31 protein-coding genes and 1 pseudogene are annotated in these 23,748 nt (G+C 43.1%); all 32 read right to left on the minus strand.

Annotation, left to right across the window (positions count from 1 at the left end; genetic code table 11):
• Nucleotides 1-92: 92 nt before the first annotated feature.
• The 32 genes and pseudogenes from WMO38_RS06240 to WMO38_RS06395 all read right to left on the minus strand — a co-directional run bounded on the left by WMO38_RS06240 (nucleotide 93) and on the right by WMO38_RS06395 (nucleotide 23,733).
• Nucleotides 93-1,358, minus strand: a complete 1,266-nt coding sequence (locus WMO38_RS06240; protein WP_227589489.1) for a virulence-associated E family protein — start codon at nucleotides 1,356-1,358, stop codon at nucleotides 93-95.
• 16 nt (nucleotides 1,359-1,374) lie between these two features.
• On the minus strand, nucleotides 1,375-1,995 hold the full coding sequence (locus WMO38_RS06245) for a CHC2 zinc finger domain-containing protein (RefSeq protein ID WP_055163298.1): 621 nt from the start codon (nucleotides 1,993-1,995) through the stop codon (nucleotides 1,375-1,377).
• Between the two features lie 60 nt (nucleotides 1,996-2,055).
• Nucleotides 2,056-3,291 (minus strand): plasmid recombination protein, encoded by a 1,236-nt coding sequence (locus WMO38_RS06250; RefSeq protein ID WP_055163297.1) that lies wholly within the window; start codon nucleotides 3,289-3,291, stop codon nucleotides 2,056-2,058.
• 463 nt (nucleotides 3,292-3,754) lie between these two features.
• Nucleotides 3,755-4,117 carry a hypothetical protein gene (locus tag WMO38_RS06255; protein WP_055163295.1) on the minus strand — a complete coding sequence of 121 codons (363 nt, stop codon included), beginning with the start codon at nucleotides 4,115-4,117 and terminating at the stop codon, nucleotides 3,755-3,757.
• Between the two features lie 42 nt (nucleotides 4,118-4,159).
• Complete coding sequence (locus tag WMO38_RS06260) at nucleotides 4,160-6,664, minus strand: ABC transporter permease (RefSeq protein WP_055163294.1); 2,505 nt, start codon at nucleotides 6,662-6,664, stop codon at nucleotides 4,160-4,162.
• The gene (locus WMO38_RS06265; protein ID WP_055163293.1) at nucleotides 6,664-7,344 is read right to left on the minus strand and encodes an ABC transporter ATP-binding protein; all 681 of its coding nucleotides are present in this window, start codon (nucleotides 7,342-7,344) and stop codon (nucleotides 6,664-6,666) included. Before WMO38_RS06265 ends, WMO38_RS06260 begins: the two co-directional genes overlap by 1 nt.
• A 100-nt stretch (nucleotides 7,345-7,444) precedes the next feature.
• Nucleotides 7,445-8,452: a sensor histidine kinase gene (locus WMO38_RS06270; RefSeq protein WP_055163292.1), complete on the minus strand. Its 1,008-nt coding sequence runs from the start codon at nucleotides 8,450-8,452 to the stop codon at nucleotides 7,445-7,447.
• A 1-nt stretch (nucleotide 8,453) separates the two neighbouring features.
• The gene (locus tag WMO38_RS06275) at nucleotides 8,454-9,122 is read right to left on the minus strand and encodes a response regulator transcription factor (protein WP_055163291.1); all 669 of its coding nucleotides are present in this window, start codon (nucleotides 9,120-9,122) and stop codon (nucleotides 8,454-8,456) included.
• The gene (locus WMO38_RS06280; protein ID WP_055163290.1) at nucleotides 9,122-9,370 is read right to left on the minus strand and encodes a helix-turn-helix domain-containing protein; all 249 of its coding nucleotides are present in this window, start codon (nucleotides 9,368-9,370) and stop codon (nucleotides 9,122-9,124) included. Before WMO38_RS06280 ends, WMO38_RS06275 begins: the two co-directional genes overlap by 1 nt.
• A 216-nt stretch (nucleotides 9,371-9,586) precedes the next feature.
• Nucleotides 9,587-9,877, minus strand: a complete 291-nt coding sequence (locus tag WMO38_RS06285) for a hypothetical protein (RefSeq protein ID WP_055163289.1) — start codon at nucleotides 9,875-9,877, stop codon at nucleotides 9,587-9,589.
• The gene (locus WMO38_RS06290; RefSeq protein ID WP_070101529.1) at nucleotides 9,870-10,148 is read right to left on the minus strand and encodes a hypothetical protein; all 279 of its coding nucleotides are present in this window, start codon (nucleotides 10,146-10,148) and stop codon (nucleotides 9,870-9,872) included. The genes WMO38_RS06285 and WMO38_RS06290 overlap by 8 nt, the downstream gene beginning before the upstream one ends.
• A 122-nt stretch (nucleotides 10,149-10,270) precedes the next feature.
• Nucleotides 10,271-10,552, minus strand: coding sequence for a DUF6809 family protein (locus WMO38_RS06295; RefSeq protein WP_055163288.1), 282 nt, complete (start codon nucleotides 10,550-10,552; stop codon nucleotides 10,271-10,273).
• The gene (locus WMO38_RS06300) at nucleotides 10,553-10,951 is read right to left on the minus strand and encodes a TnpV protein (RefSeq protein WP_055163287.1); all 399 of its coding nucleotides are present in this window, start codon (nucleotides 10,949-10,951) and stop codon (nucleotides 10,553-10,555) included. It lies immediately after the preceding gene.
• Nucleotides 10,948-12,816, minus strand: coding sequence for a recombinase family protein (locus tag WMO38_RS06305; RefSeq protein WP_055163286.1), 1,869 nt, complete (start codon nucleotides 12,814-12,816; stop codon nucleotides 10,948-10,950). Before WMO38_RS06305 ends, WMO38_RS06300 begins: the two co-directional genes overlap by 4 nt.
• 43 nt (nucleotides 12,817-12,859) lie before the next feature.
• Nucleotides 12,860-13,882, minus strand: a pseudogene (locus WMO38_RS06310) (type IV secretory system conjugative DNA transfer family protein); the annotation flags it as partial.
• 38 nt (nucleotides 13,883-13,920) lie between these two features.
• Entirely contained in the window at nucleotides 13,921-14,394 is a 474-nt protein-coding gene (locus WMO38_RS06315; RefSeq protein ID WP_349161910.1) for a PcfB family protein, read from the minus strand.
• A gap of 83 nt (nucleotides 14,395-14,477) precedes the next feature.
• Entirely contained in the window at nucleotides 14,478-14,663 is a 186-nt protein-coding gene (locus WMO38_RS06320) for a hypothetical protein (RefSeq protein ID WP_349161911.1), read from the minus strand.
• Between the two features lie 122 nt (nucleotides 14,664-14,785).
• Complete coding sequence (locus WMO38_RS06325; RefSeq protein WP_085980127.1) at nucleotides 14,786-15,205, minus strand: methionyl-tRNA formyltransferase; 420 nt, start codon at nucleotides 15,203-15,205, stop codon at nucleotides 14,786-14,788.
• Between the two features lie 35 nt (nucleotides 15,206-15,240).
• On the minus strand, nucleotides 15,241-15,987 hold the full coding sequence (locus WMO38_RS06330; protein WP_349161912.1) for a hypothetical protein: 747 nt from the start codon (nucleotides 15,985-15,987) through the stop codon (nucleotides 15,241-15,243).
• 17 nt (nucleotides 15,988-16,004) lie between these two features.
• The gene (locus tag WMO38_RS06335) at nucleotides 16,005-16,331 is read right to left on the minus strand and encodes a DUF6050 family protein (RefSeq protein ID WP_227700726.1); all 327 of its coding nucleotides are present in this window, start codon (nucleotides 16,329-16,331) and stop codon (nucleotides 16,005-16,007) included.
• A complete protein-coding gene (locus WMO38_RS06340; protein ID WP_227700727.1) occupies nucleotides 16,312-17,400 on the minus strand; it encodes a DUF6017 domain-containing protein in 1,089 nt (362 codons plus the stop codon). Before WMO38_RS06340 ends, WMO38_RS06335 begins: the two co-directional genes overlap by 20 nt.
• 16 nt (nucleotides 17,401-17,416) lie before the next feature.
• Nucleotides 17,417-18,295 carry a ParB/RepB/Spo0J family partition protein gene (locus WMO38_RS06345; RefSeq protein WP_227700728.1) on the minus strand — a complete coding sequence of 293 codons (879 nt, stop codon included), beginning with the start codon at nucleotides 18,293-18,295 and terminating at the stop codon, nucleotides 17,417-17,419.
• On the minus strand, nucleotides 18,288-19,070 hold the full coding sequence (locus tag WMO38_RS06350; protein ID WP_158436725.1) for a ParA family protein: 783 nt from the start codon (nucleotides 19,068-19,070) through the stop codon (nucleotides 18,288-18,290). The genes WMO38_RS06345 and WMO38_RS06350 overlap by 8 nt, the downstream gene beginning before the upstream one ends.
• A gap of 25 nt (nucleotides 19,071-19,095) precedes the next feature.
• Nucleotides 19,096-19,272 (minus strand): hypothetical protein, encoded by a 177-nt coding sequence (locus tag WMO38_RS06355; protein WP_349161977.1) that lies wholly within the window; start codon nucleotides 19,270-19,272, stop codon nucleotides 19,096-19,098.
• Nucleotides 19,269-19,733: a DUF6075 family protein gene (locus WMO38_RS06360; RefSeq protein WP_349161913.1), complete on the minus strand. Its 465-nt coding sequence runs from the start codon at nucleotides 19,731-19,733 to the stop codon at nucleotides 19,269-19,271. The genes WMO38_RS06355 and WMO38_RS06360 overlap by 4 nt, the downstream gene beginning before the upstream one ends.
• Nucleotides 19,734-20,219: 486 nt before the next feature.
• Nucleotides 20,220-21,455, minus strand: a complete 1,236-nt coding sequence (locus tag WMO38_RS06365) for a site-specific integrase (RefSeq protein ID WP_349161914.1) — start codon at nucleotides 21,453-21,455, stop codon at nucleotides 20,220-20,222.
• A gap of 15 nt (nucleotides 21,456-21,470) precedes the next feature.
• Nucleotides 21,471-21,710 carry an excisionase gene (locus WMO38_RS06370; RefSeq protein ID WP_349161915.1) on the minus strand — a complete coding sequence of 80 codons (240 nt, stop codon included), beginning with the start codon at nucleotides 21,708-21,710 and terminating at the stop codon, nucleotides 21,471-21,473.
• 11 nt (nucleotides 21,711-21,721) lie between these two features.
• Nucleotides 21,722-21,934, minus strand: a complete 213-nt coding sequence (locus WMO38_RS06375; protein ID WP_349161916.1) for an excisionase — start codon at nucleotides 21,932-21,934, stop codon at nucleotides 21,722-21,724.
• A 21-nt stretch (nucleotides 21,935-21,955) separates the two neighbouring features.
• Nucleotides 21,956-22,177: an excisionase gene (locus WMO38_RS06380; protein WP_349161917.1), complete on the minus strand. Its 222-nt coding sequence runs from the start codon at nucleotides 22,175-22,177 to the stop codon at nucleotides 21,956-21,958.
• Between the two features lie 97 nt (nucleotides 22,178-22,274).
• Complete coding sequence (locus tag WMO38_RS06385; RefSeq protein WP_349161918.1) at nucleotides 22,275-22,502, minus strand: excisionase; 228 nt, start codon at nucleotides 22,500-22,502, stop codon at nucleotides 22,275-22,277.
• A complete protein-coding gene (locus tag WMO38_RS06390; protein WP_349161919.1) occupies nucleotides 22,499-23,065 on the minus strand; it encodes a type II toxin-antitoxin system PemK/MazF family toxin in 567 nt (188 codons plus the stop codon). The genes WMO38_RS06385 and WMO38_RS06390 overlap by 4 nt, the downstream gene beginning before the upstream one ends.
• Before the next feature lie 92 nt (nucleotides 23,066-23,157).
• Nucleotides 23,158-23,733: a sigma-70 region 4 domain-containing protein gene (locus tag WMO38_RS06395; protein ID WP_349161920.1), complete on the minus strand. Its 576-nt coding sequence runs from the start codon at nucleotides 23,731-23,733 to the stop codon at nucleotides 23,158-23,160.
• Nucleotides 23,734-23,748: the final 15 nt, after the last annotated feature.

The raw sequence follows: 23,748 nt of genomic DNA on the forward strand, positions 1-23,748 counted from the left end.
AAGTCCAGTCTTGACAAGGCTTTTTCGGATTTTGCCCGACAACGGGATTGACAACCGGCTCGGCAACAAGCTGACAACAGGATAGCAATTTTCTATCGCCATCCCTCCGGCAGTTCCATCTGTTCAAGCTCCGCATCGGAGAGAGGAATAAATCTTCCGTCTCCGTTGTCAGCTTCTCCGTTGTCGGGCAACTCACGCTCCCAACCTTTCTGACGAAGATACGGCTTCGGGAAGTGTCTCGGATTGCTGAAAGACTTCCAACCTTTGACAACATTGTTCATAATGTCGTTTATCTCTCGCAGTTCCCATTGCTTCGGCTCGTCATACTCATGCCCCAATGCTTCTCTGTAAAGCTGTTTGGAGCAGACGGCATTGCCTGTGTAGCTGTCCAGATAATCAAGTATCTGTCCGGCTTTGGTGTCCTCCGGCATAAACTCCCTTTGATGTGCTTTCAGATACTCATTCATTGTCGGGCTAAACCGCAGCTTGAAGTCTCTGCTTCGGTAGATCGCCATTGCTTCTGCCCACATCTGATGAATGTAGGCTCTGGATTCTTCCTCATTGTCGAGGATATGCACCTCGGCTCTTTCGGGGTAAACCATGACCGGCACGAAACGGCGGTTGCCTGTGCGGTCAAGGGGTAGGAAGTCCAGAGTATTTGACGAACCGCCAAACACGCATTGTCGCTTGCGGTCTGCCGGATGTGTCTCATAGGGGACTTTGTAGGTCTCTTTCTGTCTGCTCAAAAAGGACTTGATTTCCTCAATACTCTTTGCATTGGCTGTGGCTATCATCTCCGACATCTCGATTATCCAATGCCCTTGCATTTTGCGGTACACATTTTCATCATCCAGCTTTTTAAGGTCATCGGTAAACCAATCGTCCTTGACCGCAAGCAGACGGAAGAAAGAGGACTTTCCGGCTCCTTGCCCTCCGACAAGGCATAGCATGACTTCAAACTTGCACCCCGGCTTAAAGGCTCGGCTGATTGCCCCAAGCAGAAACAGCTTCAAGGCTTCATAGGTATAATCATCGGCATCCGACCCAAGAAAGCGGTGCAGACAAAAGCGTATGCGTTCCTGTCCGTCCCACTCCAAGCCGTTCAGAAAATCGCAGACAGGGTGGTAGCGGTTTTCGTTGGCAATAACCAATGCGGCATCCTCGATTTTCTTCTCAACCGTCAAGCCGTAGTGTTCTTCAAAGTAGAGAAGCAGATATTTAATATCCACATCGGTCAGAGTGGAGCTTTCACGATACCAACCAAGCGGCTTTACAATGTCGGTGCGTTCCGTCAACAGATTTTTGCGGATAGCACCTTTCAGTAGAGGGTCATTCTGAAATACCGTCTTGTAATTCATGGCGGTATTCGCAGGCTTACCTTGCTGTGTCAGTTCTAATCGGTCTCGAATTTCCTCTCTGGCGGCTGTCTGCAAATCTTCGTTCAAGTTTCATCACCTCGTTTCTTTGCTCGGCTACAAGTGCCTTTCTATCTTCAAGTGTTCCGTCAATCAAAATATCAAGGAGATATTCAATATAATCTCTCTTGTTCAAGGCTTCTGTAAATAGCGGATGCCATTCGTCCTCTGGCTGCTTCGGTGCATAGTCCTTTTCCCACGCTCGGAGCTTGTGGAAGTAATCGGACAGCACACGAAAGCACCGTTTTTCCTCCGCTTCAAACTTCTGTTTGGCGGTAGGCTCTCGGATTTTTGCCACGATGGACGGCTTGCCGTTTCGGTCATAAGCGATACCGAAATCGTCAGCCAGTTTCATAGCGGCTTCTTTGCTCGGCAATTCAAACAGTCGGGAAACAAAGTCAACGGCATCCCCATCCGCACCGCAGCCGAAACAATGAAAACGCTTATCCACTTTCATGCTCGGTGTGCGGTCATTGTGAAACGGACAGGCTATCATTCCGGCTCGGTTTACACGAAAGCCGTAAAACTCTGCCGCCTGCCTTGTCGTGACCGACTGCTTTACTGCTTCAAATACATTCATTATCAACCTCCCAAAATGGAAAAAGCACCTGTCATTCTCAAATCGAAAATGGCAAGTGCCTTAAAGCTCCATATTCTGTTTTTTGTGCGGACGGTGTTCGCTCCGTCTCGCTTCATTTTCCTGTTTTGCCAGTTCCTTGTTTCTTTCAAGTCTGGCAAGGATGGAGGGCTTGACCTTTTCCTTAATCTGCTCTTTGCTCGTTTTCTTGACCTCCGGCGAAAGAAGTCTGGACTGGATTTTCTGCAATGCAGACTGCATGGCATTTTTGATTTTGCCAATCACGCCATCCAAACGGCTGATTGCATAGTCACGCTCTTTCTTCGGTGCTTTGCGTTCCGGCGATTGAAGCCATGTCTTTGTTTCCTCAATCAGCCGAATGTCCTCCTTGTGGGTTTCCACTCTGACTGTATCTGTCACGACCTCCACCGCCTTGTCATAGGCAATATCGGCAACATCATCAATCAGCGTTTCCACATCCTCGATTTTCAAAGTCAGTTCCTCTAATCTCTGCTCCTGTACCTCCAACTGCTCTTTTTGTTTGGCAAGAATGAAGTCCTGTTTTTCAAGATAGGCTCGCCCTCCATATTCCGGCTCTTGCTCCAAATGCAGACCATGCCTTTTTGCAATATCAAAGAGCATGGCACGACAGGCAGAATCGAAAGTCATTTTTCGGTTGTTGTGTCTGCCTTGCTTCTTGGTGGGGTCTGGCAGTTCAAAGCCTAATGCTTCAAGTGCCTTTTCCTGTTGTGGGCAAATCTCGCCGTAGCGGTTTTCACAGTCGAATACATGGCGTTCTTGAATGTGCGGTGTCGCTTCATCCAGATGTAATGCCCAATCCAGAATGTGAACATGAGAGCCGAAACGCCGTTCCATCTCCACGAAGAAATCCGTCACGACTTTCAGCAGAACATCAGGCGAAACATGGTCGCCCATCTTTCCGATCTGATAGATGGTTTCCTCCGGGCAAGTCCTTTTGTCTTTAAGCAAATCCGTTGTGGTGCGGTTGCGTTCCGAGTGCCTGTTCTTATCGTTTCTGGCGTTCTGTGCTTCGACATAAGCACCGTATTTTGCGGAGTAGAACAGTTCCTCCACTTCCTCGAAAGTGTCTGCAAGCTCGCTCTGGACTTGCTTCTCTGCAAAGGTGCGATAGCCGTTGAAGCAGTCCCAATAGACATTGTGCTTGGCTCGTTCTTCGTCAATGTGTTCGCTGTTGCTCACATCAAAAGTGCGGTCATTGTGCTTCGGGTTGTAAGTGCCATGCTTGCCGGAGCGACCGTTGTGTCTTGTTAATTTCAAACCATTTCTAACCTCCGTTCAGATTTTCCCCGCAGGGGAAAGGGGCAGCGAAGCTGCCATCCTTGCTGCAATTTTGCGACAAGTAATACCCAGTACTAAGTGGCGAAACGCCACTTAACTGGGCAAGGCTGCCGCCCTTGACCTGCACAGGGATATTGCATTCCCTGTACCCATGCACAAAGGGCTTGCCGCCCTCTGTACTCCTGCCCGATAAACTGCTTCACATCGTCAGCTGCCGACATTTGCAGTCCATCGGTTTTTGCGAAACTCTCCATCGGAGACTTTCACAAAAAAATGGAGAAGTCCAATTTCGTCAAATCGGATTTCTCCACTTTTCGGATATGCCGTTTCCGACACATCCGCTTTGCAAATGAGCAAAGCAAAAGCGACCAACTTTTTACGGTTAGTCGCCTTTGGTTTGTTCATTCTATTCAGTTTTTACGAAACAAGAGAGTTTCTACCATTACCTTTCTAACGCTAAGTATTCTTGCCCCATAAAGAAGATTGTCAATTCGTCATGATCTACTTCTATCTCAAATTCTACACTACTATCTCCCTGTGTCACGCAGATTATATCCGAGTAAGAAAAACCATAAGATGCGTTACCGCAGGACAGACCCGAATCGGGCATATCTTTACTCACAGCAAGTTCCCCGTTCTCTTGAAAGGTAAATACCTCCTCCGCATTTGTATCCTTCCATGTGCCAATAATATCTTTTTCGTTCTGAATGCGATTTACTTTACCGACACATACAATGGCAAGTATAACTACACCAACAGTCAAAGCAATGCCTGCAACTCTCTTTACCAGTTTCTTTTTACGCAATTTCTATTACCTCCGTTTCAGTTGCTTTGTTAGATTGAATGATTACATATTGCTCAATTTCAGTTCCTCTACAATTTCCACCTTTGATACGCTTCTGACAGCAAACAGCATAGCGATACATACCATAGCACCGACCGCCAGAACTGCAAGAGCATAAATACCACCGTTGATATAAAAAGCAAATGGTGTCATACCCGACGATATGAAGTAGTAGATGGCACAATGAATCAAAAAGCTCACAGGCAACGCAAGAACCAATGCTTTTACGCCGTACAAAACAGCTTCAAGCAATAGCGTACATTTCAATCCTTTGGCAGTCATACCAACAGAACGCAGAACAGCAAATTCGCTTCTTCTCAAATGAATTGTATTTGAGATAGTGTTGCAAACATTCAAACTGATAATAACCGTCATCAGGATCGAGAACAGGCAGATTACCAGTTTTGCAATCGTATATACCTGTCTGGAATTATTCGTTGCGGCTGCAATGTCCACAGTTTGCGGAAATCCTCTGTCAGCCAGACAGTCCATTGCTTCTTTATGCTGTGCTGTCTGTATTCTCATTTCCACATAGGCGTTATCATCTATCAGCCAGTTAAAATAACTTAAAGGCACAATGAGGACAGCTCGATCTCTCACAAACATGGATTGGATATTTGCATTTTCTTCTGAAACGATTTCTTCCACGATAATCGGCAAGGCATCCTCGGATGCCCCCAACGGAATGATTTCAGTTCCCGGTTCAATAAGAAACGGGGAGCCTGCAATCACTCGATTTTGACCCGCATTATAATATCCCATTGTCTGATTGAGCAGGATTCCACGATTGGAGCTGCCAGTCATAATATGAAAGCCATTTTCCTCACAAAAGGAAGTAAAATGTTCTTCGTCCAGTCCTACGACATATACCTCTGCTTTCGTACCATTGATAAAATATCCCTGCATATCAGGATTGATTTGTTCCTGCGAAAATTCAGCAGTCATATATCGCTGAAAAGAATAGGAAACATCCGCAGTGATATTTTCATCCGATAATGCCCCGATTGCGGTAGGAATATCTTTGTATTGAATCGTCGAAATCACATCAGTATAACAGGAACCGTCCTCCTTCATGTCCAAGGATGTCTGATAAAGCATAAAATCAGACAAACTGTATAAGGAAAGGGCAATTACCACCGACAAGAAAATAGAGCCAGTAATTGCTCGGAAGCGTTTTGGATTACGCTTAATATTTTTAGCTGCCAGCGAACCATAAATGCCAAAAACCAAAGAAACGATTTTTCCATCACGGAATTTCTTTTTTGATACCGCATTGTTAGACTGGCGGATAGCTTCAATAACTGTAATTTTAGCAGCTTGCTTCACAGGCTTTCTGCTTCCGAAGTACAAAGAAGCAATGCCGGATAATCCGCTGACGAGTAGGATAAGTCCGTTTACCTTTAAGGACAGTTCTACAATGCCAAAAGTGAATGTTTCTCCAAAAGCTGCCCTGACCACACTTAACAACAGAGCAGACAGCAGTATGCCGACAACCAATCCCAAAGGTATGCTTACCACACCCAAAAGAAAGGCTTCTAAATATACACTAAGGCGTTTTTGCCCTTTTGTGGCTCCAATACTGGATAACATTCCCATCTGCTTAATTCGTTCCTGCAAGGAAATGGAGAGGGCGTTGCTGATCATTGAAGCGGATGCAGCCATCAAAAGGCAAATGACCATGACTACCAAAGCAATCAGTTTGGCAGCTCCTTTGCCGCCGGTAATTCCATGATAGACTAACAGTTCAGAATGAAACTTTGCTACATGACTGTCTACTGCCGCAGCCACTTCTTCGGCTTCTGTATAGATCGAATTGGATAAATTCTTTGCCTTGACATACGCAGCAAAATCGGATGCCGTTTTGTCAACGCCTGCAAAGGCATTATAGTTTGCTGCGATTTTTGAGTCATTCACATCTGACAGAATACCAACAACTACATACGCTTTCTCTTTCGTTGGAACGAAACTTTCTTCTTCGCCCCTATAATTTGTCAGCCCGGAAAGCTGGGCATTATATTCATCCCAAATTCTTGAACCAAGGGTTAAAGAAATCGTATCTCCAATCTCTGTGTTCATATTGTTTTTCTTCAAAAAAGATTCTGAAATAACAAGCTCATTTTCATCTTGCGGGAAACGCCCCGCAAGCAAATACTGATTTAACGAAAATCTTTGGGTAAAGTTCTCGTCAATCTCGCCAACGGAGAGCATTGTACTGTTGGATTTCTCCCCGTAAAAACTGTTTCCGGCAAAGCGGAGAAGCGAAACCTCGCCTACATTGTTTTGACTATATAGCTCTTGAACCTGCTCCCAAGTCAAATCCTCCATGTAGTAGTCATAATCGCCACCATACACTTTTTCTTTCTCTTTCAAAAAATCAACCAACGACCATCCCCCACAGAGAATAGCGGTTATCATACTGATTGACAAAAGAATGGTTAAAAGTGTGAGTAGGGTACGCTTTTTATTCGACAGCAGATTCCTGAGTGTAAGCGTGAAAATCATATTCATCAGCGTATCACCTCATCCCTCACAAGTCTGCCATCCTGAATTTCCAGAATACGGTCTGCCTGCATTGCGATTTCACGGTCATGGGTAATCAGGATCATTGTCTGGCGATAGACTTCATTGGATTCACGCAGAAGTTTCATAATATCCCTTGTGTTCTCCGTGTCCAGATTTCCCGTCGGCTCGTCCGCAAGGATAATCGCAGGTGCGTTAATCAACGCTCGTCCGATTGCCACTCTTTGTTGTTGACCGCCGGATAACTGACTTGGCAGGTGCTTTCTACGCTTTACCAGTTTGAGCGTGGATAGCAGTTCTTTCAAACGCTCCTTATTGATTTTACGCCCATCCAATCGAATCGGCAGCGTGATATTTTCCTCGACAGTCAAAACCGGGATCAGATTATAAAACTGATAGACAAGCCCAACCTGCCTTCTTCTGAATACAGCCAATTCATCTTCGTTTTGCTCATAAACATCCTGTCCATCCACAAATACTTTTCCCGAAGTTGGTCTGTCAACACCACCTAAAATGTGCAACAGGGTAGACTTGCCAGACCCAGATGCTCCAATGATTGCAACAAACTCTCCTTTATCGACGGAAAAAGAAACATCTGACAAAGCATGGACAGGAGCATTGTCCATTTCATAGGTTTTGCAGATATTCTCTACTCTTAATATTTCCATAAAAAGTTCCTCCATATATTTTTGCAATTCAGTATAGCAAAGCCAAGTGACTGCTTCATTACTTTTTCATTACAAAAATGTCACTTAAAAAGGGGCTGCATTAAGCAGTCCCCCGATAAAAGCAGATTTCAAATTCTGCACCGCCTGACTTCCGGTTTTTCGCCTGGATGACGCCGCCCTGATTGACGATGATTGTTTTTGCCAGAGCCAACCCCAAACCGGCATTACCGATTGTAGAGCCACTTCCTTGATAAAATCGGTCAAATAGATGCGGTATATCCTTTTTCCGAAAACCTGCTCCATTATCCGCTATAATGATCTGTGTCAAAAGAGGTCTTTCTATTGCCTTGATTTCAATACTGCTGCTCTCTGGTGAATGTTCGATACAGTTTTTAATTACATTCCCCAAGGCTTCAGCAGTCCAATCAGCATCAAGAGCAAGTTTCAGTTCTGCCGGAATCACTTGCGTTATTGTCTGCATTTTTAATTCTGCCGCAATCTCCAGAGGACGAATTGCTTTTTCTACCACATCTTTTAAGTATATCTCCTGTGGCTTTAGAGTAATCGTTCCTGCATCCAGCTTGGATATTTTCAGAAGTGTGGCTATCAGCCACTCCATTCTTGATAAGAGCATAGTCTGTTTGCGGATCAGCTCATACCTTTCTTCGTCAGTCAGTTCCTCATTACACAGAGAAGCATTTAGGATATTCAGCGATGTCAAAGGTGTTTTTAATTGATGTGAAATATCGGCTAAAGCATTCGCCAAATTACCTTTCTCCATTTTCAGAGCTTCTGCCTGTTCAATAAGTCGTCTTGTCATCTTAGATATTTCATCATGTAAAACAGATAATTCGCCTTCTTGAAACTGCCCAAAAGAAATCGTTTCATCTCCATGCAGCAGCCTATCAATATGCAAACTAAAATCAGCAATTTTCTTGTATCTCTGATATGTAAAAAAGAGGGAAACTGCACTTGATGAAATGATAGCCGACAGAACAATCCACACAGCTTTGCTATCAACGATAATGCCAATGCCGCCCCAAAATAGAATAAGAATACTGCTGACAACAATCTGCCTTTTAACTTCTTTATTTCTGATAAAGTCCATATCAACCCACCTTATAGCCAAGCCCACGAACGGTAATTATGATTTCCGGCTCCTGTGGATTTGTTTCAATTTTGTCACGCAGCCTTTTCATGTAAACAGTCAGCGTATTATCATTGATAAACTCTCCGGTAGTGTCCCATAAAAGCTCCAACAATCTTCTGCGAGAAAGGACAATACCTTTGTTACGCAAAAAGACTAACAGCAACTTATATTCCATAGCAGACAATAAAATCTCTGTTCCGTTTTTTACCACGGTTGCTTGATTTGTGTCCACAACTAAGTCATGGTAGCTGATAATGTTTTGCGTGTTCTTAGTTCTCCTTAATACGCTGTTGATCCTTGAAAGAAGCTCCCTTGGTCTAAATGGTTTACTGATATAATCGTCAGCTCCCATGTCCAGTCCTGCCACAACACTATATTCATCATCAGACGCCGTTAAGAAAATAACCGGCATAGTTCCTCTTTCTTTAATTGCAGAACAAACAGAAAAGCCATTTCCATTTGATAATTGAATATCCACCAAGGCTATATCGTATTGGTCGTTATCCAATTTTTCTATTGCTTCTTTTTGCCCGGAAGCACTTTCGATTTTGAACCCTTCATTTCCTAAATAGTCCGATAATGAGGATACGATACTTTGGTCATCCTCCACTAATAATAATTTACTCATCATGTATTCTCCTTGCTGAAAGGATTTCTGGCATCATTGCCTTTTTCGTTAGGTATAAATTCAAGAATATCATCAACTCCGCAATGGAGTGTGTTGCATATCTTTTCGATGGTGTCAAGGGAAAGGTAATTATCTCGTTTCAATCGGGTTATGATGTTGGCACTAAAACCTGCCTGTTCCATCAATTCCGCATTGCTCATACCCTTGTCAATCATTAAATGAAACAACTTTTTATATGTTACCGCCATAGCTTACCCTCCTTGTGCTTACATATTCTATTATTATATCACGCAAGTGTGAATAAATCAACACTCTTGCGGTAAATTCGTAGTTCATATTAGCTCCATAACGCATACTTTTCCTTTTTTGGGTAGGTAAGGACTTTATACCTTGACGATATGTAACAGTCAAAACATCGGGTACAGACCCGACATTTTGACCGCAAACAGACCCGAAAAGCTACATTATCCGTTCTGACCGTTAAAACCGTTTTGCTTCGCCAATTCGCTTGCTTTTCGTCTGCGTTCCTCGCTCATGGGCGGCTGAAAGCGGATAGACAATCTGGACTTGTCAATCCAATAGGACACACCGCCTTGCCCCATACTCATATCCAAACGGCAGAGGTCGGGGTACTTCTTGCTGAACGCTTCAAGGCGTTTCCGAAGTCCGGCATTGTAAGTCTGGATATGAGCTTCTTCGTCTGCTTCATTAAACAGGACGATTGTTTCTTTCTCATACTTCGTCAGCTTACTCATAAAGCCCCTCCATAATCGGAACAGGATAGCTGTCCGGCACATACTTGTGGTGAGCAAAGCGTTCCATTTCCACCCTCATGTTGTAGAAGAAACAGCGATACCAACGGTCACAGTCCTTGTCATTCAACTTGACTGCCAGAGCGAAAAACAGCTTCTTAGCCGCAGGGTCGGGAGCAAGTGCAGCCACAAGACGCAAGCGTTGAACGGTCGCTTCTCGATTCGGACAGCCAAAAGCATAAAGAGCTTTCTTTTCATTGATGTTCATATTCATAGTGGGTTCCTCCTTGAAAGATTAAGATTTAAGGTTAATAAAAGCAACAAGCATTTCACGAAGAACGAAACACTTGCCGCTTGAATTACGGTATTAAATTGTCGGGTTCAGACCTTGTTTTTTTAATCCTCTTTGGGATTGAGTGGATATTCATAGGCTTCTTTCATAAGTAGCAATCCTGTGGACAGTCCGCACTTAAAATGCTCGGTGCTTTCGTACTGCTGAATAATCGTCATTCGCTGATGAAGCTCCTCCACTTTGGAAAAGTCAGCTTTTGAAAACCTGTTCGCCAGTTCGTCCATAAGGTCGGCAATGGCTTTGACCTCTGCCTTGTAGCCGTCCTGTTGCGGTACAATGTTCTCCAATGGGTACATATCGCCGCCGAAAATCGCTTCCATAATCATTTAATCACCCCCTCCGCTATAATGGCAGTAAATCATTTCATGCTTGACAATTTCCTCGGCTCGGTTGCGGATAGAGTTCATAGACTGCACCCACAACATCTGATTTTCCGCTTTCATTTGCTCTGTCACGCCCTCGGCTCTTGCCATCTGCTCCATAATCAGAGAGAAGCGGTCATTTGCCTGTTCGTTCAGATCCGCAAGGACGGAATGAAGCCGACAGGACAAAACAAGCTCGTTGTAAACGGTGGGGCGGTAGTTCTGCAAATAGGCTTTGTGAAGTCTGCCCCAATGCCCGATAGGTCGCTTTTCCTCCGGCAGCTTCAAATCCGGCACATAGTAATCTCCCACAAGGACATAGTCAATGCCGTTTTCATGGATTCTCGCTTTCAGTTCGTTCATGCTGTGATAGCTCCTTTCTGTGGTTCTCGCTTCGGAAGATTGCTGACAGGGATAAATACGCCCCTTGCAATATCCTCGGCTCGAATGGCATTTTTCTTTTCGTCCATCTCGGCTTTCTTTGCCGCCTTGATTTTGTCCTCATAACGCTTCTGGGCACCGCTGGCTTTACGCTTCAAGTAGTTCTGATGAAGTTTGTCCTTGCGTTCCTCACGCTTGCGGATTTCCTCTAATTCTTCCGGTGTAAGCTCCACTTCGGCAAATGCCGGAGGGACGAAACGCCCGACAAAGTTAAAGAAGATTTCAACCTCTTGCGTAGTCTCTCGACTGCCTTTTCTGGCTCGCTCATGGACAAGGATTTTATCGACAAACTCATTGAGCATGGTATTTGTCAGCTTGTCGAAGTTCTGATACTTGTCAATCAGAGCGATAAAGCGGTCTGCGGATTTCTCATGCTTCTCATAATCTCCGACAGCCTTTTCAAGTGTTGCAATCTCGGCGGTAAGTGCCGCCTGTTCCTTTGCGTACTGTGCATCCAGAACGGCATATCTGGCATCGGGGAGCTTGCCCAATACATTGTCCTCATAAATTTTACAGAGCAAAACTTCCAGTTCTGAAACACGCTGTTTTGCCGTAGCAAGCCTTGTGCGTTGCTTCTTGACCTCGCTTGTCTGCTGACTGGACTGTGCTTCTTGTACCACTCGGACAAACTCGGCTCGCTCATGCTTTGCATACTCGGCTATGGCTCGGAGCATATCGGAGACAAGGGAAAGTACCACATCTTCATTGATACGGTGCTGTGTCTTGCAGAGCGTTCCACAAGGGACTTTTGTGTACTGTGAGCAAGTGTATTGAGAGATACGCTTGCCGTTGTTAGTGCGGTGGACATACATCTTGCCGCCGCAATCGGCACAGTAGAGCAAGCCTGTGAGGGGAGCAGCTTCGCCCCATCCATCGGGGTATCGTCTGACCTTGCTTCGGATTTTCTGTGCAAGGTCGAAAGTCTCTTGGCTGATAATGGCTTCGTGGGTATTCTCGAAAATCGTCCATTCGTCCTCCGGGACATAATGGCTTTTCTTGTCCTTAAAGTGCTTTCGGGTCTTGAAATTGACGGTATGACCGAGATATTCACGCTTGTCCAACAGATTGACGATAGTGGAAGAACCCCAACCGTACACATCCTTGAAAGTCTTGTTTTTGTTCACGCCCTCGTTATGCTGTGCAAGGTAGGCAGAGGGAATGAGTATCTTGTCCTCGGACAGCTTCTTTGCAATCTGATACGGTCCGTAGCCGTCAATCGTCATAGCAAAAATACGCTTGACAACCTCGGCGGCGTATTCATCAACAATCCATTGGTCTCTCGTCTCATTCCAGAGATAACCATAAATGACCGTCCCTGTCAGATGCTTGCCTGTCATGCCTTTGGTCTTGAAAGTGGACTTGATTTTGCGGCTTGTGTCTCTGGCGTAGTATTCGTTCATGATATTGCGAAAAGGGGTAAAATCATCGTCTCCTCTGGCACTGTCCACACCGTCATTGATGGCAATGAGACGGACACCTCTCTGGCGTAAAATCTCCATAATCTGACCGACTTTGAGATAATCACGCCCCAGACGGCTCATGTCCTTAATGCACAGATAGTCCACATTTCCGGCTTCGACTTGCCGCATCATATCAAGAAAGCCGGGTCTATCGAAACAAGTCCCGCTTATTCCATCGTCCGTAAAGTGGACACAGTTTGTAAAGCCTTGCTGTGCGGCGTATTCCTCCAATAATTTTTTCTGATTGGATATGGAATTACTCTCGCCTTGCAGTTCATCGTCACGGCTCAAACGCTCATACAGGGCGGTTATTTTCTGTTTGCTCATGGGGGTCTCCTTTCTGCTTTGTAGCCTTATATGTTTTAAGAGACTTACTCATATCGTGATGAATAAGTCTCTTAAAGCATACAACACCCGCCGCCAGCTTGTATTTTTTATACTGTCTGACCGCAAAGTGGTTCGGGTTCTCCTTTTCCAGCTCCTCAAACAGCAGGTCAACCGCATTTTTGAAATTCTCATCATCTTCCCTTGCTTCACTGGCATCCACCAGATCAATCAGCATGGAAAAATTCTGTTCCTCCTCCGGTGCTTCGTACCAGATATATGCGATTAAGGCTGTATAATAGAGCTTTTCCGCTTTCACCCAGAAATCCTCAGAGGCTTGCTGTCCTTCCCCTTTGGTATTTACAATGATTGTGTTTACGAGTTTCAGAATATCCTTTTCGCTACGGATATAAGCGAAAGGATTGTAATGCATTGATTTTGCAAAGTTAATGGTATTCAGCACCTTGATCCGGTAATCATTCTTGGACAGCATTTTGCCACATTCCACGAGGACTGTGCCTTTGGGATCAGTCACAACGTAGGAGCTGTGCATCTGCATAAGGTTCGGCTTTACAAAAAATCTGGTCTTGCCGGAACCGGAACCACCGATTACAAGTATGTTTTTGTTTCTCGCATACTTCGGCTGCTTTGGTCTGCCCGACATCATAAGCCGTTCCGTTGCTGTTAAAAGCACGTTATTTTCAAATACAGGATCAACATACGGTTCAATATCTTTGGCAGTTCCCCACCTTGCCGAACCGTACTCAACTCCCTGCCGGAATTTCTTTGCATTTTTCGCTTTATAATAAACTACCATACGAAATCCTATTCCGCATCCCACTCCTACCAGTAAATCTCTCGGCAGAAAACTTGGAAGCGGATTATGGAACGCACCTCCAATCCCATTGATTGTGTCCAACACCTTCTGTAATGTATTGTCACCTGCCTGCTGTCCATACAGCCATGAAACCTTATTCAGAACATACCCGAAGATCACATAGGGAGCGCACTTCAGGGCAAGCTGTTTCTTATTTACCCCTTTTGTTTTTTCTTTGAGAGTTTTCGGAATTGACTGTAAATCCTTTTTAATTCCGTCAATGACCTTGCTTATAAGCTCTGTCCTCTGTCCTTATTTTTCTCTCTGCTTCGCTCCCTATTCTTATTCTGTGCAACAATCTTCTGAAGTCCTTTCAATTTCTGTCTGAGTGACGGACGCTGCTGTTTTTTCTCATTAACTTTGACAAATTCCTTGAATGCCTGTGCAATCACATCGGCATCTTTGCCCTTGAAAAACACAAGATACTTGGGTGGTTCCATGGTCTTATCCTTTTTTACTGCGAAATCGACATTGTATTTCCTTGCAACACGCTCAAAGGATTTAATATTGCTATCCGTAACCTCAATGGACTTTGCACCCTCTCCCTGACCGACCAGCTTCTTTACCGGAATCTTTCCATGCGAAGGCTGCTTATGCTTCTGATGCTCCAGATACATCTTCATTGCCTTCTGTAAAACGCTTGCGGTCAGCTTGGAAGTCTTGATTGCAAGAGCAATGGTTTTCTGTGTTGTTTCCTCCTGCACGGTGTACCTCCTTCCTTATCTGCACCGGTCGGATTCAGGGTGGAACAAACAGCCTGTGAAGCTGTGTTTTCATTGCCATATCGTTACTCCTCCCCTTCCTCAAGGTCTTTATCCCACCAGTTCATTTCTTCCTCATAAAAATCCTCGAATGTATCAGCATGAATGTTTTCTTTCTGCTTTCTCGCTTTCATAATGTCTCTTGCTATTTTTGCCACAATTACCACAGCAATAACAGCAAGCAATAATTTCTTCACATCTTTTCTGTTCATTTCCTTTTCCTTTCCACTTCTGGACGCTGTGACCAGAAGTTGTTGCAATAAAAAAAGCAGATACAAAACCTTTCGATCTCATATCTGCCTTAACGCTGTATATTTTTCTATATTCTTTTTAATTAGTAGAGCTTTGCACCTGCCGGAATTGCATCATCCAGCATAACTAAATTCAGCTTTTCCTCTCCATTTACTGTATGAACAGCGGATAAAAGCATACCACAGGAATCAATTCCCATCATACTTCTAGGTGGTAAATTTGTAATTGCAAGTAATGTCTTTCCGACCAGTTCCTCCGGTTCATAATATGCATGGATTCCAGAGAGAATAATTCTGTCTGTTCCTGTGCCATCATCTAAAACAAAATGTAACAGCTTTTTGCTTTTCTTCACAGCACTACATTCTTTTACTTTTACAACACGGAAATCTGACTTGCTGAATGTATCAAAATCCACCATTTCCTCAAATAATGGTTCTGTTTCCACCTTTGGCTCAACAGGCTCAGTAACCTGTTCTTCTAAATTCATATTTTCATCGCACATATTCATTTCCTCCAGACATAATAAGCTAATGCCCATTATAGCAGAAAAGCTGTGCTTTGAGAAGAATTTCCTAATTTGAAAATCGTGTACATCTTTGCACCAATCAGATTATTTTCTATCCATACATCATCAAGCAGCAAACAATGTGACAACACTTCCAGATTATCCATATTTATAAGCCGCTGAATAATTGTATTTGTATTCTCTGGTATTTCATTAGCTTCCATTGCAATATCCCGCCTTGCTTCCCTGCAATATTTATACAATCCCAAAATATACTTATTCGACAGGATAAAACCAAACGCATCATTATTCAGATACATCATTTTATGCTTTTCCCATTCCTCCGGCAATGAAAAATAGCACTTTGCTGTTTCGATATAACAATCTCCGTCATAAACTGGCTTCATCTTCTTTTCCTGCCGAAGCATCTGATGATATATCTTTTCCCGGTCAAATATACTTCTTGCTCTGGTAAAATCCGGTGTTCTTCCACGCATAAAAGTGTAAACATTATTGATCACCGTTTTTCCCGCTAAAGACTTGTAATTGCCTACCCTGTGAAGGTACTGCAATACCTGTGTCAGTTTCTCCACAGAAGTAATCTCTTGATAATTATTTGTATCAATCTCCATTTGTTCAAAAGATAATGGTGTGCTTCCTTTTTTGATTTCACGCTCCATGATACGCTTGGTGTCTCTCATTGATTCCATATCAGTTCCTTTCCACTTCTGGACGCTGTGACCAGAAGTTATAAAATAAGCAGGTATAAAAACTTTCATTTCATACCTGCTCCTATTCAACAAGAAATTCTCTTTCCTGCAAGTTCCATTATGATATTGATTACTTCCCTAATGATTGCAATAATTTTTATTGCAAGGGCAATCACTCCGATCATGCCACCGATGATTGCGTCTAATGCCAACACTCCTATGCTCCCGGCTATTCCAAAATTACGAGGTATCAGCAATACAAGCATCCTTTGTATGCCGAAGGGAAAGCCACCCATAATCCAGAACTGAAACCAGTTCATACCGTTTTCTCCCAGACATATCCAGTAACACATATCCAACCAGATCACAATAAATGCCATCGGCAAAATCACCTTAAACAATACCCTTTTCATGCCATCCTCCTCCATACATATCATGCTGCACTTCCTGCTGATAGAAATGATTTATCGTGGCTGGTGCATTATAAAGCGCTGTTATCATATACGACTTGATATTGGTTATCTTCGTTATTGTCTCTTTCATGCAACCAATCACATACTCAAGATGACTGCTATTCAGTTTCAAAAATCTAGATTTTACGAGTTCATACGGATAGTCCTCTCCTGCAACCCGGATTGATTTTCTTTTTACGCATACCACTTCACAGATTATCCCAAACAATTCGTCATAAAGTTCCTTTTCCCCATAGCCATCATACTTCATGTGATGATCATAACTGATATTCTCTTTAATCAGTTCTATGTAAGACTGTGCATCATCCATCGCATCCATCACATCAGCTTGTGGCTTTTCTGTCACAGATTGATTGATTGGATTGGTATAACTCAACTCAGTCTGGTTATAATTAGTCTGATTCATATAAGTCTGATTATAGTTAGTATAATTAGGGTTCGATTCTCCGACTTCTTGAGGTTTGATTTCCGAACTTCCAGAGGTTTGATTTTCTGACTTCCGGAAGTTCGATTTTCTGACTTCTTGTGGTTCGGTTTTCTGACTTCCAGAAGTTCGATTTTCTGACTTCTTGAAGTTCGATTTTCCGACTTCTGTGATTTTATCAGCATTTGCTGGCTCTTTTTCGTCCATCTGTTCAGTAATAGAAGCAAAATTTTTCACATAAATTATATCCGGTTTTCCAAGTCCTCTGCGAACCTTTTCTACCAGACCAATTCCTTTTACAGAATCAAGCTCTGCCAATACCTTAACAGCTTTTTCCTTAGCGCATCCCAAATCCTCCATAATGCTGTCTATGGTATAAATGATGTATGCACGATTTTCATCGTCAAACCATTCATTCTTCATAGACAGCGACATACGATCAAGCATAAGTCCATACAACAATTTAGCATCACTGGACAGCTTCTTAAATCTCTCGTCCTTTATCAGCAGGCGTGGAACACGATAGAATGAGAACTGTTCCGCTTCTATTCCGTAATAATAATCTAGCTGCAAAATTTCTCCCATTCTCGTCTCCTCCTTCCTACTGTGTATTCTTCCAGTTATCTAATAGCTGAAATATTATTTTTTCTATATCATCTGTGCTGTATGTATCCGGAAAATAACTGTTAATGCGTTCCGTTTTTATAACAACCTTACGCTCTACTGGCTTTTCTTTCTCCAGAAGCATACGCACCATTGGAAAAGTCAGTTCTCCCTTTTTGTCACTCTCCTTTAGCATGGCACTCTGCTGTTTGCTTATGACAGCATTGGTGTCCTGTATGGCAACCAATACCCATTGCTGTGCATCCTCGGATAAAAATGAAAGGTCAACAGCCTGCATAATGCCTATTTTCCCTGCATCAACCATATCAAGCAATGGTTCCGATAAGCGTGAAATCCATATATATCTTTGAACTGTTTTTGCACTTTCTCCTGCGGCTTCTCCAAGTTCTTCCAAAGTAAGTCCGCCTGTTCTGCTTCCCTGATGCTTCATAGCATCATATTTCATGCGGTATGCCTTTGCTTTTTCGCTTGGAAGAATATCTTCTCTTTGGATATTGCTGTCCACCATAATAATCGTGGCTTCATCATCCGTATAATTACGGATAAACATCGGCATTGTTTCAAGTCCTACCAGTTCACACGCATGTCTCCTGCGATGTCCTGCAATAATTTCATAGCCGCCCTCAGCTCTTGGTCTTGCAATACCCGGCATCAGCACGCCATGCTCTCTGACACTCTCCACCGTCTCCTGCATCTTTTCATCGTCCAGTACCTTAAATGGGTGACCTTTGAACTCATGCAGTTCTGATAATGCAATTTCCTGTACCTGCTCTATTCCTGCCTGTGGCTGTCCATCTCCGAATAAATCATCGAAGCTGTTCAGTTTTACCTTTGCGGCACTTCCTGTTTTATTCATCTGCAAGCACCTCCTCTGTCAATGACTGATAGGCACTCGCCACTTTTCCATTTGGATCATGCTCATAAATGCTGACACCTTCAGCAGAAATCTCCGCAGCCCTTACCGACATCGGAATACTGTTTTCAAATATTCTTACCTTGCTACCATAATTCTCCACAACCAATGCACTGATGTCTTTTGCATAATTCGTTCTGTTATCAACCATAGTAAGCAGAATACCTTCAATCTCCAATTTTGGATTGATCTGCCTTTTTACCTTTCCTATGGTCTTTATAAGCTGTTCCAGACCTTTTACTGGCAGATATGCTGCCTGCACCGGAATAAGGATGCTGTCGGCACTTGCAAAGGCATTTATGGTAATCATGCCAAGGGAAGGCATACAATCAATCAGAATGTAATCATACCTTTCTTTCTGCTGTTCTATATAAGTCCGAAGCACAAGCTCCCTGCTCATGACATTTACCAGTGATACTTCCAATCCCGACAACTCTATATTGCCGGGCATAAGGTCTACACCCTCGTCGTGCTTTAGGATGCCATAATCCGGCTCCATATCTTCTTCATTGATGATATTCGCCATAATGGTTGCAAGAGATACATCCAGTTTATCCGGCTCCTGAAAGCCTAAACTTGCTGTCAGGCTTCCCTGTGCATCCGCATCTATCAGAAGCACCTTTTTCCCCTTTTTTGCAAGTCCAATACCTAGATTACTTGTTGTGGTGGTCTTTCCAACTCCACCTTTCTGGTTTCCGATTACTATAACTTTACACATGATGAAATTCCTCCAAATTCTACTATTATTCTTTTACATTGCTCTTTTTTACTTCTACATACGATCTGTAATATTTATCTGTTCCCTTGTTGGGATAGAGGTCTGACATTTCCAGAACCTCTACCTTTGGGTGTCTCTGCATGATTTTTTTGAACCATGTAATATCATTTTTTGTTCCCATCAACCGAATCTTTAACATCAATCATTTCCTCCAAACATTGCATACAAATTTTTATTGTATGCGGCATACTCCGGATAGCGAATCTGTATTGCCTGCCAGAAATATGGTGCATAGCAACAGCAGAACAAATCCTCTACTGAATATCTCCGGCACTCATCCACCTGCTCCTCTGTGTCCTGTTCATCATCCACGCTCGGTGTACCATTGCAATACAGATTAAATGCCATTCTGACAACCTTTGCACTTCCACTGGTCTGCCAGCCTTCATGCAGGCACTCCGGTTTTACACATCCAGTCTTGAAATTATAAATTCTATCCACATTTCTTCGTGTATCTTCGTTCATTCCAATGCAATAGCAAAGTGCCTTGTGATATACATCTGCTTCTCTAACTTTCTGAATTTTTTCATAGTAGAATTTCTCATGTGCTTCACTAATAAAGTTAATATTTTCTTTTTCTGCTCCTAACGCTGTACTGTTCATACTGACTTCCTCCATTTTCTTATTTTGTTCCGTTGACCATAACAAAAAAGGACATTCCTCTAAAATTTCTTTTAGAAAAATGTCCTTATAGTACAAAATATGAACTTGAACTGACTCGATTTTAATTTAAAATCGTTTGTTTTAACCCTTTAAGATAGGTTATTTTGTCGTACTCCTGTCGTACCATACAAGTTGGAAGTCCGCAAACCCTTGATTTTATTGGTCTTTTTTATCCAAGGACTTCATCGTTGGGACGAAAGCAGACTCCCTTTTACAAGCTACGGATTTCAACGAGAGCCTTCTATATCTCGCTAAAATCAAAATCTTCAATTCAAGGTTACAGCAGGTTTCCGCTCTTATACGGATTGAAATGTGTAAGATTTGATGTAGTTGATGTAGTCAGCTCGTCCAGCCAATACAACCGATATATACAATAAATTCGGGTGTGCCGATATTCCTTTATGGAAATCCAACACACCCGATATTTTACACTGTTTTGAAGTAAAAATCAAGACCTTCAAATTCTGAGCGCCTCAACTCCTTTGTAACATCCGTATAAATGTTAAGCGTTGTAGAAATATCTTTATGCCCAAGTGTATCCTGCATAACTTTGACATTGACGCCTGCTTCGCACATTCTCGTCGTGAATGTATGCCTGAGTGAATGGCAGCTAAAATGCGGAAGCAACACTTCAGGATTTTCATCCTTCAAAAACTGTTCGTCGTTGCAGTCACGGATAATCCGGCGAATCGCCTTATTCAATGTGGACTGGTGCTGCGGCTGTCCAAAGCGGTTGATAAAGATAAAATCCGTGTATCCGTCAACAGTTGCTTCACAATGCAAATCCAGCATTTCTTGCCGTTCCTTTTCCATCTTGAAGGCTTCCTTTACAAAGTCAAGCATAGGCACTTGCCTGTTTCCAGCTTCTGTCTTTGGCGTATTCACATTGAAATAACAGCCTCTCTTTCCTTCAGAAGTCCTATGGTCGTAATAGACCAAAGTATGATTCACATCTATAATACCTTCCTCCAAGTCAATATCGCACCAACGGAGTCCCGTGAGTTCCCCTACACGAAGTCCTGTCCCTGTCATTACCGCAAAGACCGAATACCAATTTTGATATTTAGGCGTGTCCTTCAGATAGGAAAGAAACAGCTCTTGCTCCGGTCGTGTTAAACCTCTGCGCTTTTCGGTCTTAAATATATGGGACTGTTTCAGCTCCTTCAGAACATTGTCAGACGGATTATTCCTGATATAGTCATCGTCAACCGCCATATCCAAAATCTGATGGAGTACCGTGTGAATACTGTCAATCGTTGAGGCTTTCAAGCCTCTTTCATCGGCAAGGTAGTTGTAAAACCTCTTAATATCCGATTTCTTCAGCATTGCAATCCGCTTATTCCCTATTTGCTGGCGGACAAAAGTTTCATACATATATTTATAGTTTTCAAAGGTATTGTTTTTCAGCCCCCGTTTCAGGTCTTTCCATAAAGCGTACAGTTCATCTATGGTCGTATACCGAGCCTCCGCCTTAATCCCGTCGCTGATGTCCTTTGCTATTTGCGCTTCCTTTTCCCGCAGATTATCAAGAGACTTGGAATACACATATCGGCGTTTCTTATTCTTATCCGTCCAAGAATACTGGTATGTACCGTCTTTTCTCTGAAGTTCGCCGACACGAAGTACCACTCTTGATTTGTCTTTTCTCCTTGTGCTTGCCATTCTATTCCACCTCACTTAAATTCGCTTTCGCCCTTTTAGATAAGCGTCAAACTTTTCCCGTACAATGAGTATCTGATTGCCAATCGGCATTGAAAACGAGCATTTTTTCTGCCGTACCAATGCTCTTAACTTTGTTCGTCCGATACCTGTATACTCAGCAGCTTCTTCAATCGTTAAACACGCTTTTTCCCATATAGGTGTTTGCGCTGCTTGTTCTTCAAGTCGCTGCTTATACCTTAAAATTTCATCGTCCATAACGATACCTCCTAAATCGAGTACACTTTGCTGATGTACTCGTCAAATTCTTTTCTTTTTATCAATCGCCGACTTTCAACCCATAGGACAAAAGGACAATCCTCTCTATTCGTCATTTCATAAAGCTTTGCTCTGCCAATGCCAGAGTATTTTGCCGCTTCTTCTATGGATAAGTTCAGCTTATGCCATATCGGGACATCGAATCGTACATTTCTTTCTTCCATACTGTTTCAGCACCTCCGCTCTCAAATGGAATACACTTTAAGAATGTACTCGTCAAACGCTTGCCTTTTGATCAATCTCTTGCTTCCGTTCCAAAGAATAAACGGGCAGTCCTCACGATTGGTCATTTCTCTGAGTTTGTCCCTTCCTATCCCTGTATAAGCCATTGCTTCTTCCATTGAAAGAGTGGCTTTATGCCAAATTGGGACTTGGTACGACCGGCTTATATCGCTTTCGTTCTTCATTACTGTAACCTCCTTGTGTTTTGTGGTTACAGCATAATGCAAGTGAGGCGATAAGCCAATTATGCGAATCGACCTATCGCACACTTGACGAAACAACTTATATCGAGTACATCTTGGCAATATACTCGTCAAAGACCTGCCTTTTTATTAACCTGCGATTCCCGATCCATAAAACGAACGGACAATCTTCACGGTTTGTCATCTCGTATAATTTGTCTCTGCTGATTCCCGTGTATGCCGTAGCTTCTTCAATCGACAAATTGCTTTTATGCCATAAAGGTACTTCATATTTCGGCGCTTTTCTTTTTACATTGTTCTCGCTCATTTCTGCACCCCCTTATCTCTCAGGGCGCTGCGCTTATCAAAAATGATGTAATCCCAACCTGTGTTATTGCACTTATCGCACCTGTCTTTTTCAGAAGCGAATGGATCGAGCCTCCTAACAATATAGTTCGGATTGTTCATATAGTCCTTCAGGCATTTACTGCAAAGGCAGCGAATATCGCCCGTTCTCTGCAAACTATAAAACCAAAGCCCAAAGGTTTGCTTAATAGCCGCATTGATCTGTTTCCAGATTCTCTCATCTTCAACAAATCCAATGTAATCCGTCAAAGAAGATTTATTTACCGTCTGAATTTGCTCTAAAAGAACCATTGACGGTTTCTCCAGTCCAAAGCGGTCGTCTAAAATGATGTGCGACGGTAAATAGCGCTTCTTGATTACCGTGGTAATGGAAGCCACGATCACTGTCGGTGCTTTTTCATTGAAATTGTCTGCCTGTATAACTAACACAGGTCTGCGACCGCTTTGAATGGAGCCTTCGGTTGTTCCGAAATCGTAGGAGTAGATTTCTCCACGCCTTACTGTTTTCCTATCTTTAGGTTGCATATATAAGCCCTCACTTTCCAAAATGTGAAGGGAATTATGTCCGGACTAAATAACCCCTTCACTTATTTGGAATTGAAATGCCAAAACGCAACCTATTTTCTAAAAAAATCCCCAAAAAATTTTTCAAACTTCTTGATTGCCGCCTGAGCGTTCTTCCTCACAGCCTGTTCAGAAACGCCATCCTCTCTTGCAATTTGAGCCGAGGTCTTTCCCTCCACATACCATAAAAGCAGGTGTTTACGCTGTTTTTCGGTAAGACTCGCTATTGCTTGAGCGAATAGTTGCTGTTTAAGCTCCTCCCGCCGTTGGCAATATTCCTCATTCTCCTGCTGCTCCACAAAATCGGGTACGATAGCTTCGGCATGTAAATTCTCCGTCAGTCCCTCGCTGTAACCAAAGTAGTCCTCATTGTTTATGCTGCGCTTCCTATGCTTGTCCTCATTTGCTTTGAAATCGCTGATTACCTTTCCCTGTTCAACAGATAACAAAACAAAAGGGCTATACCGCCGCATTTCATCGGGGTACAGCCCAAACAGTTCTTCTTCGGACAGTTCGGATATGATTGCCCATTTTTCGCTTCCCTCATATCCTTCATATTCATACTTCAGATTGATGACCTTATACTTCTTATCGTCTCGACCTTTTTTGTTATTTAATGTGTTTGCCATCTCGCAATCTCCTTA

It is taken from the genome of Lachnospira hominis (ex Hitch et al. 2025) (genome assembly GCF_040096395.1).
Lineage (GTDB): Bacteria > Bacillota > Clostridia > Lachnospirales > Lachnospiraceae > Lachnospira > Lachnospira hominis.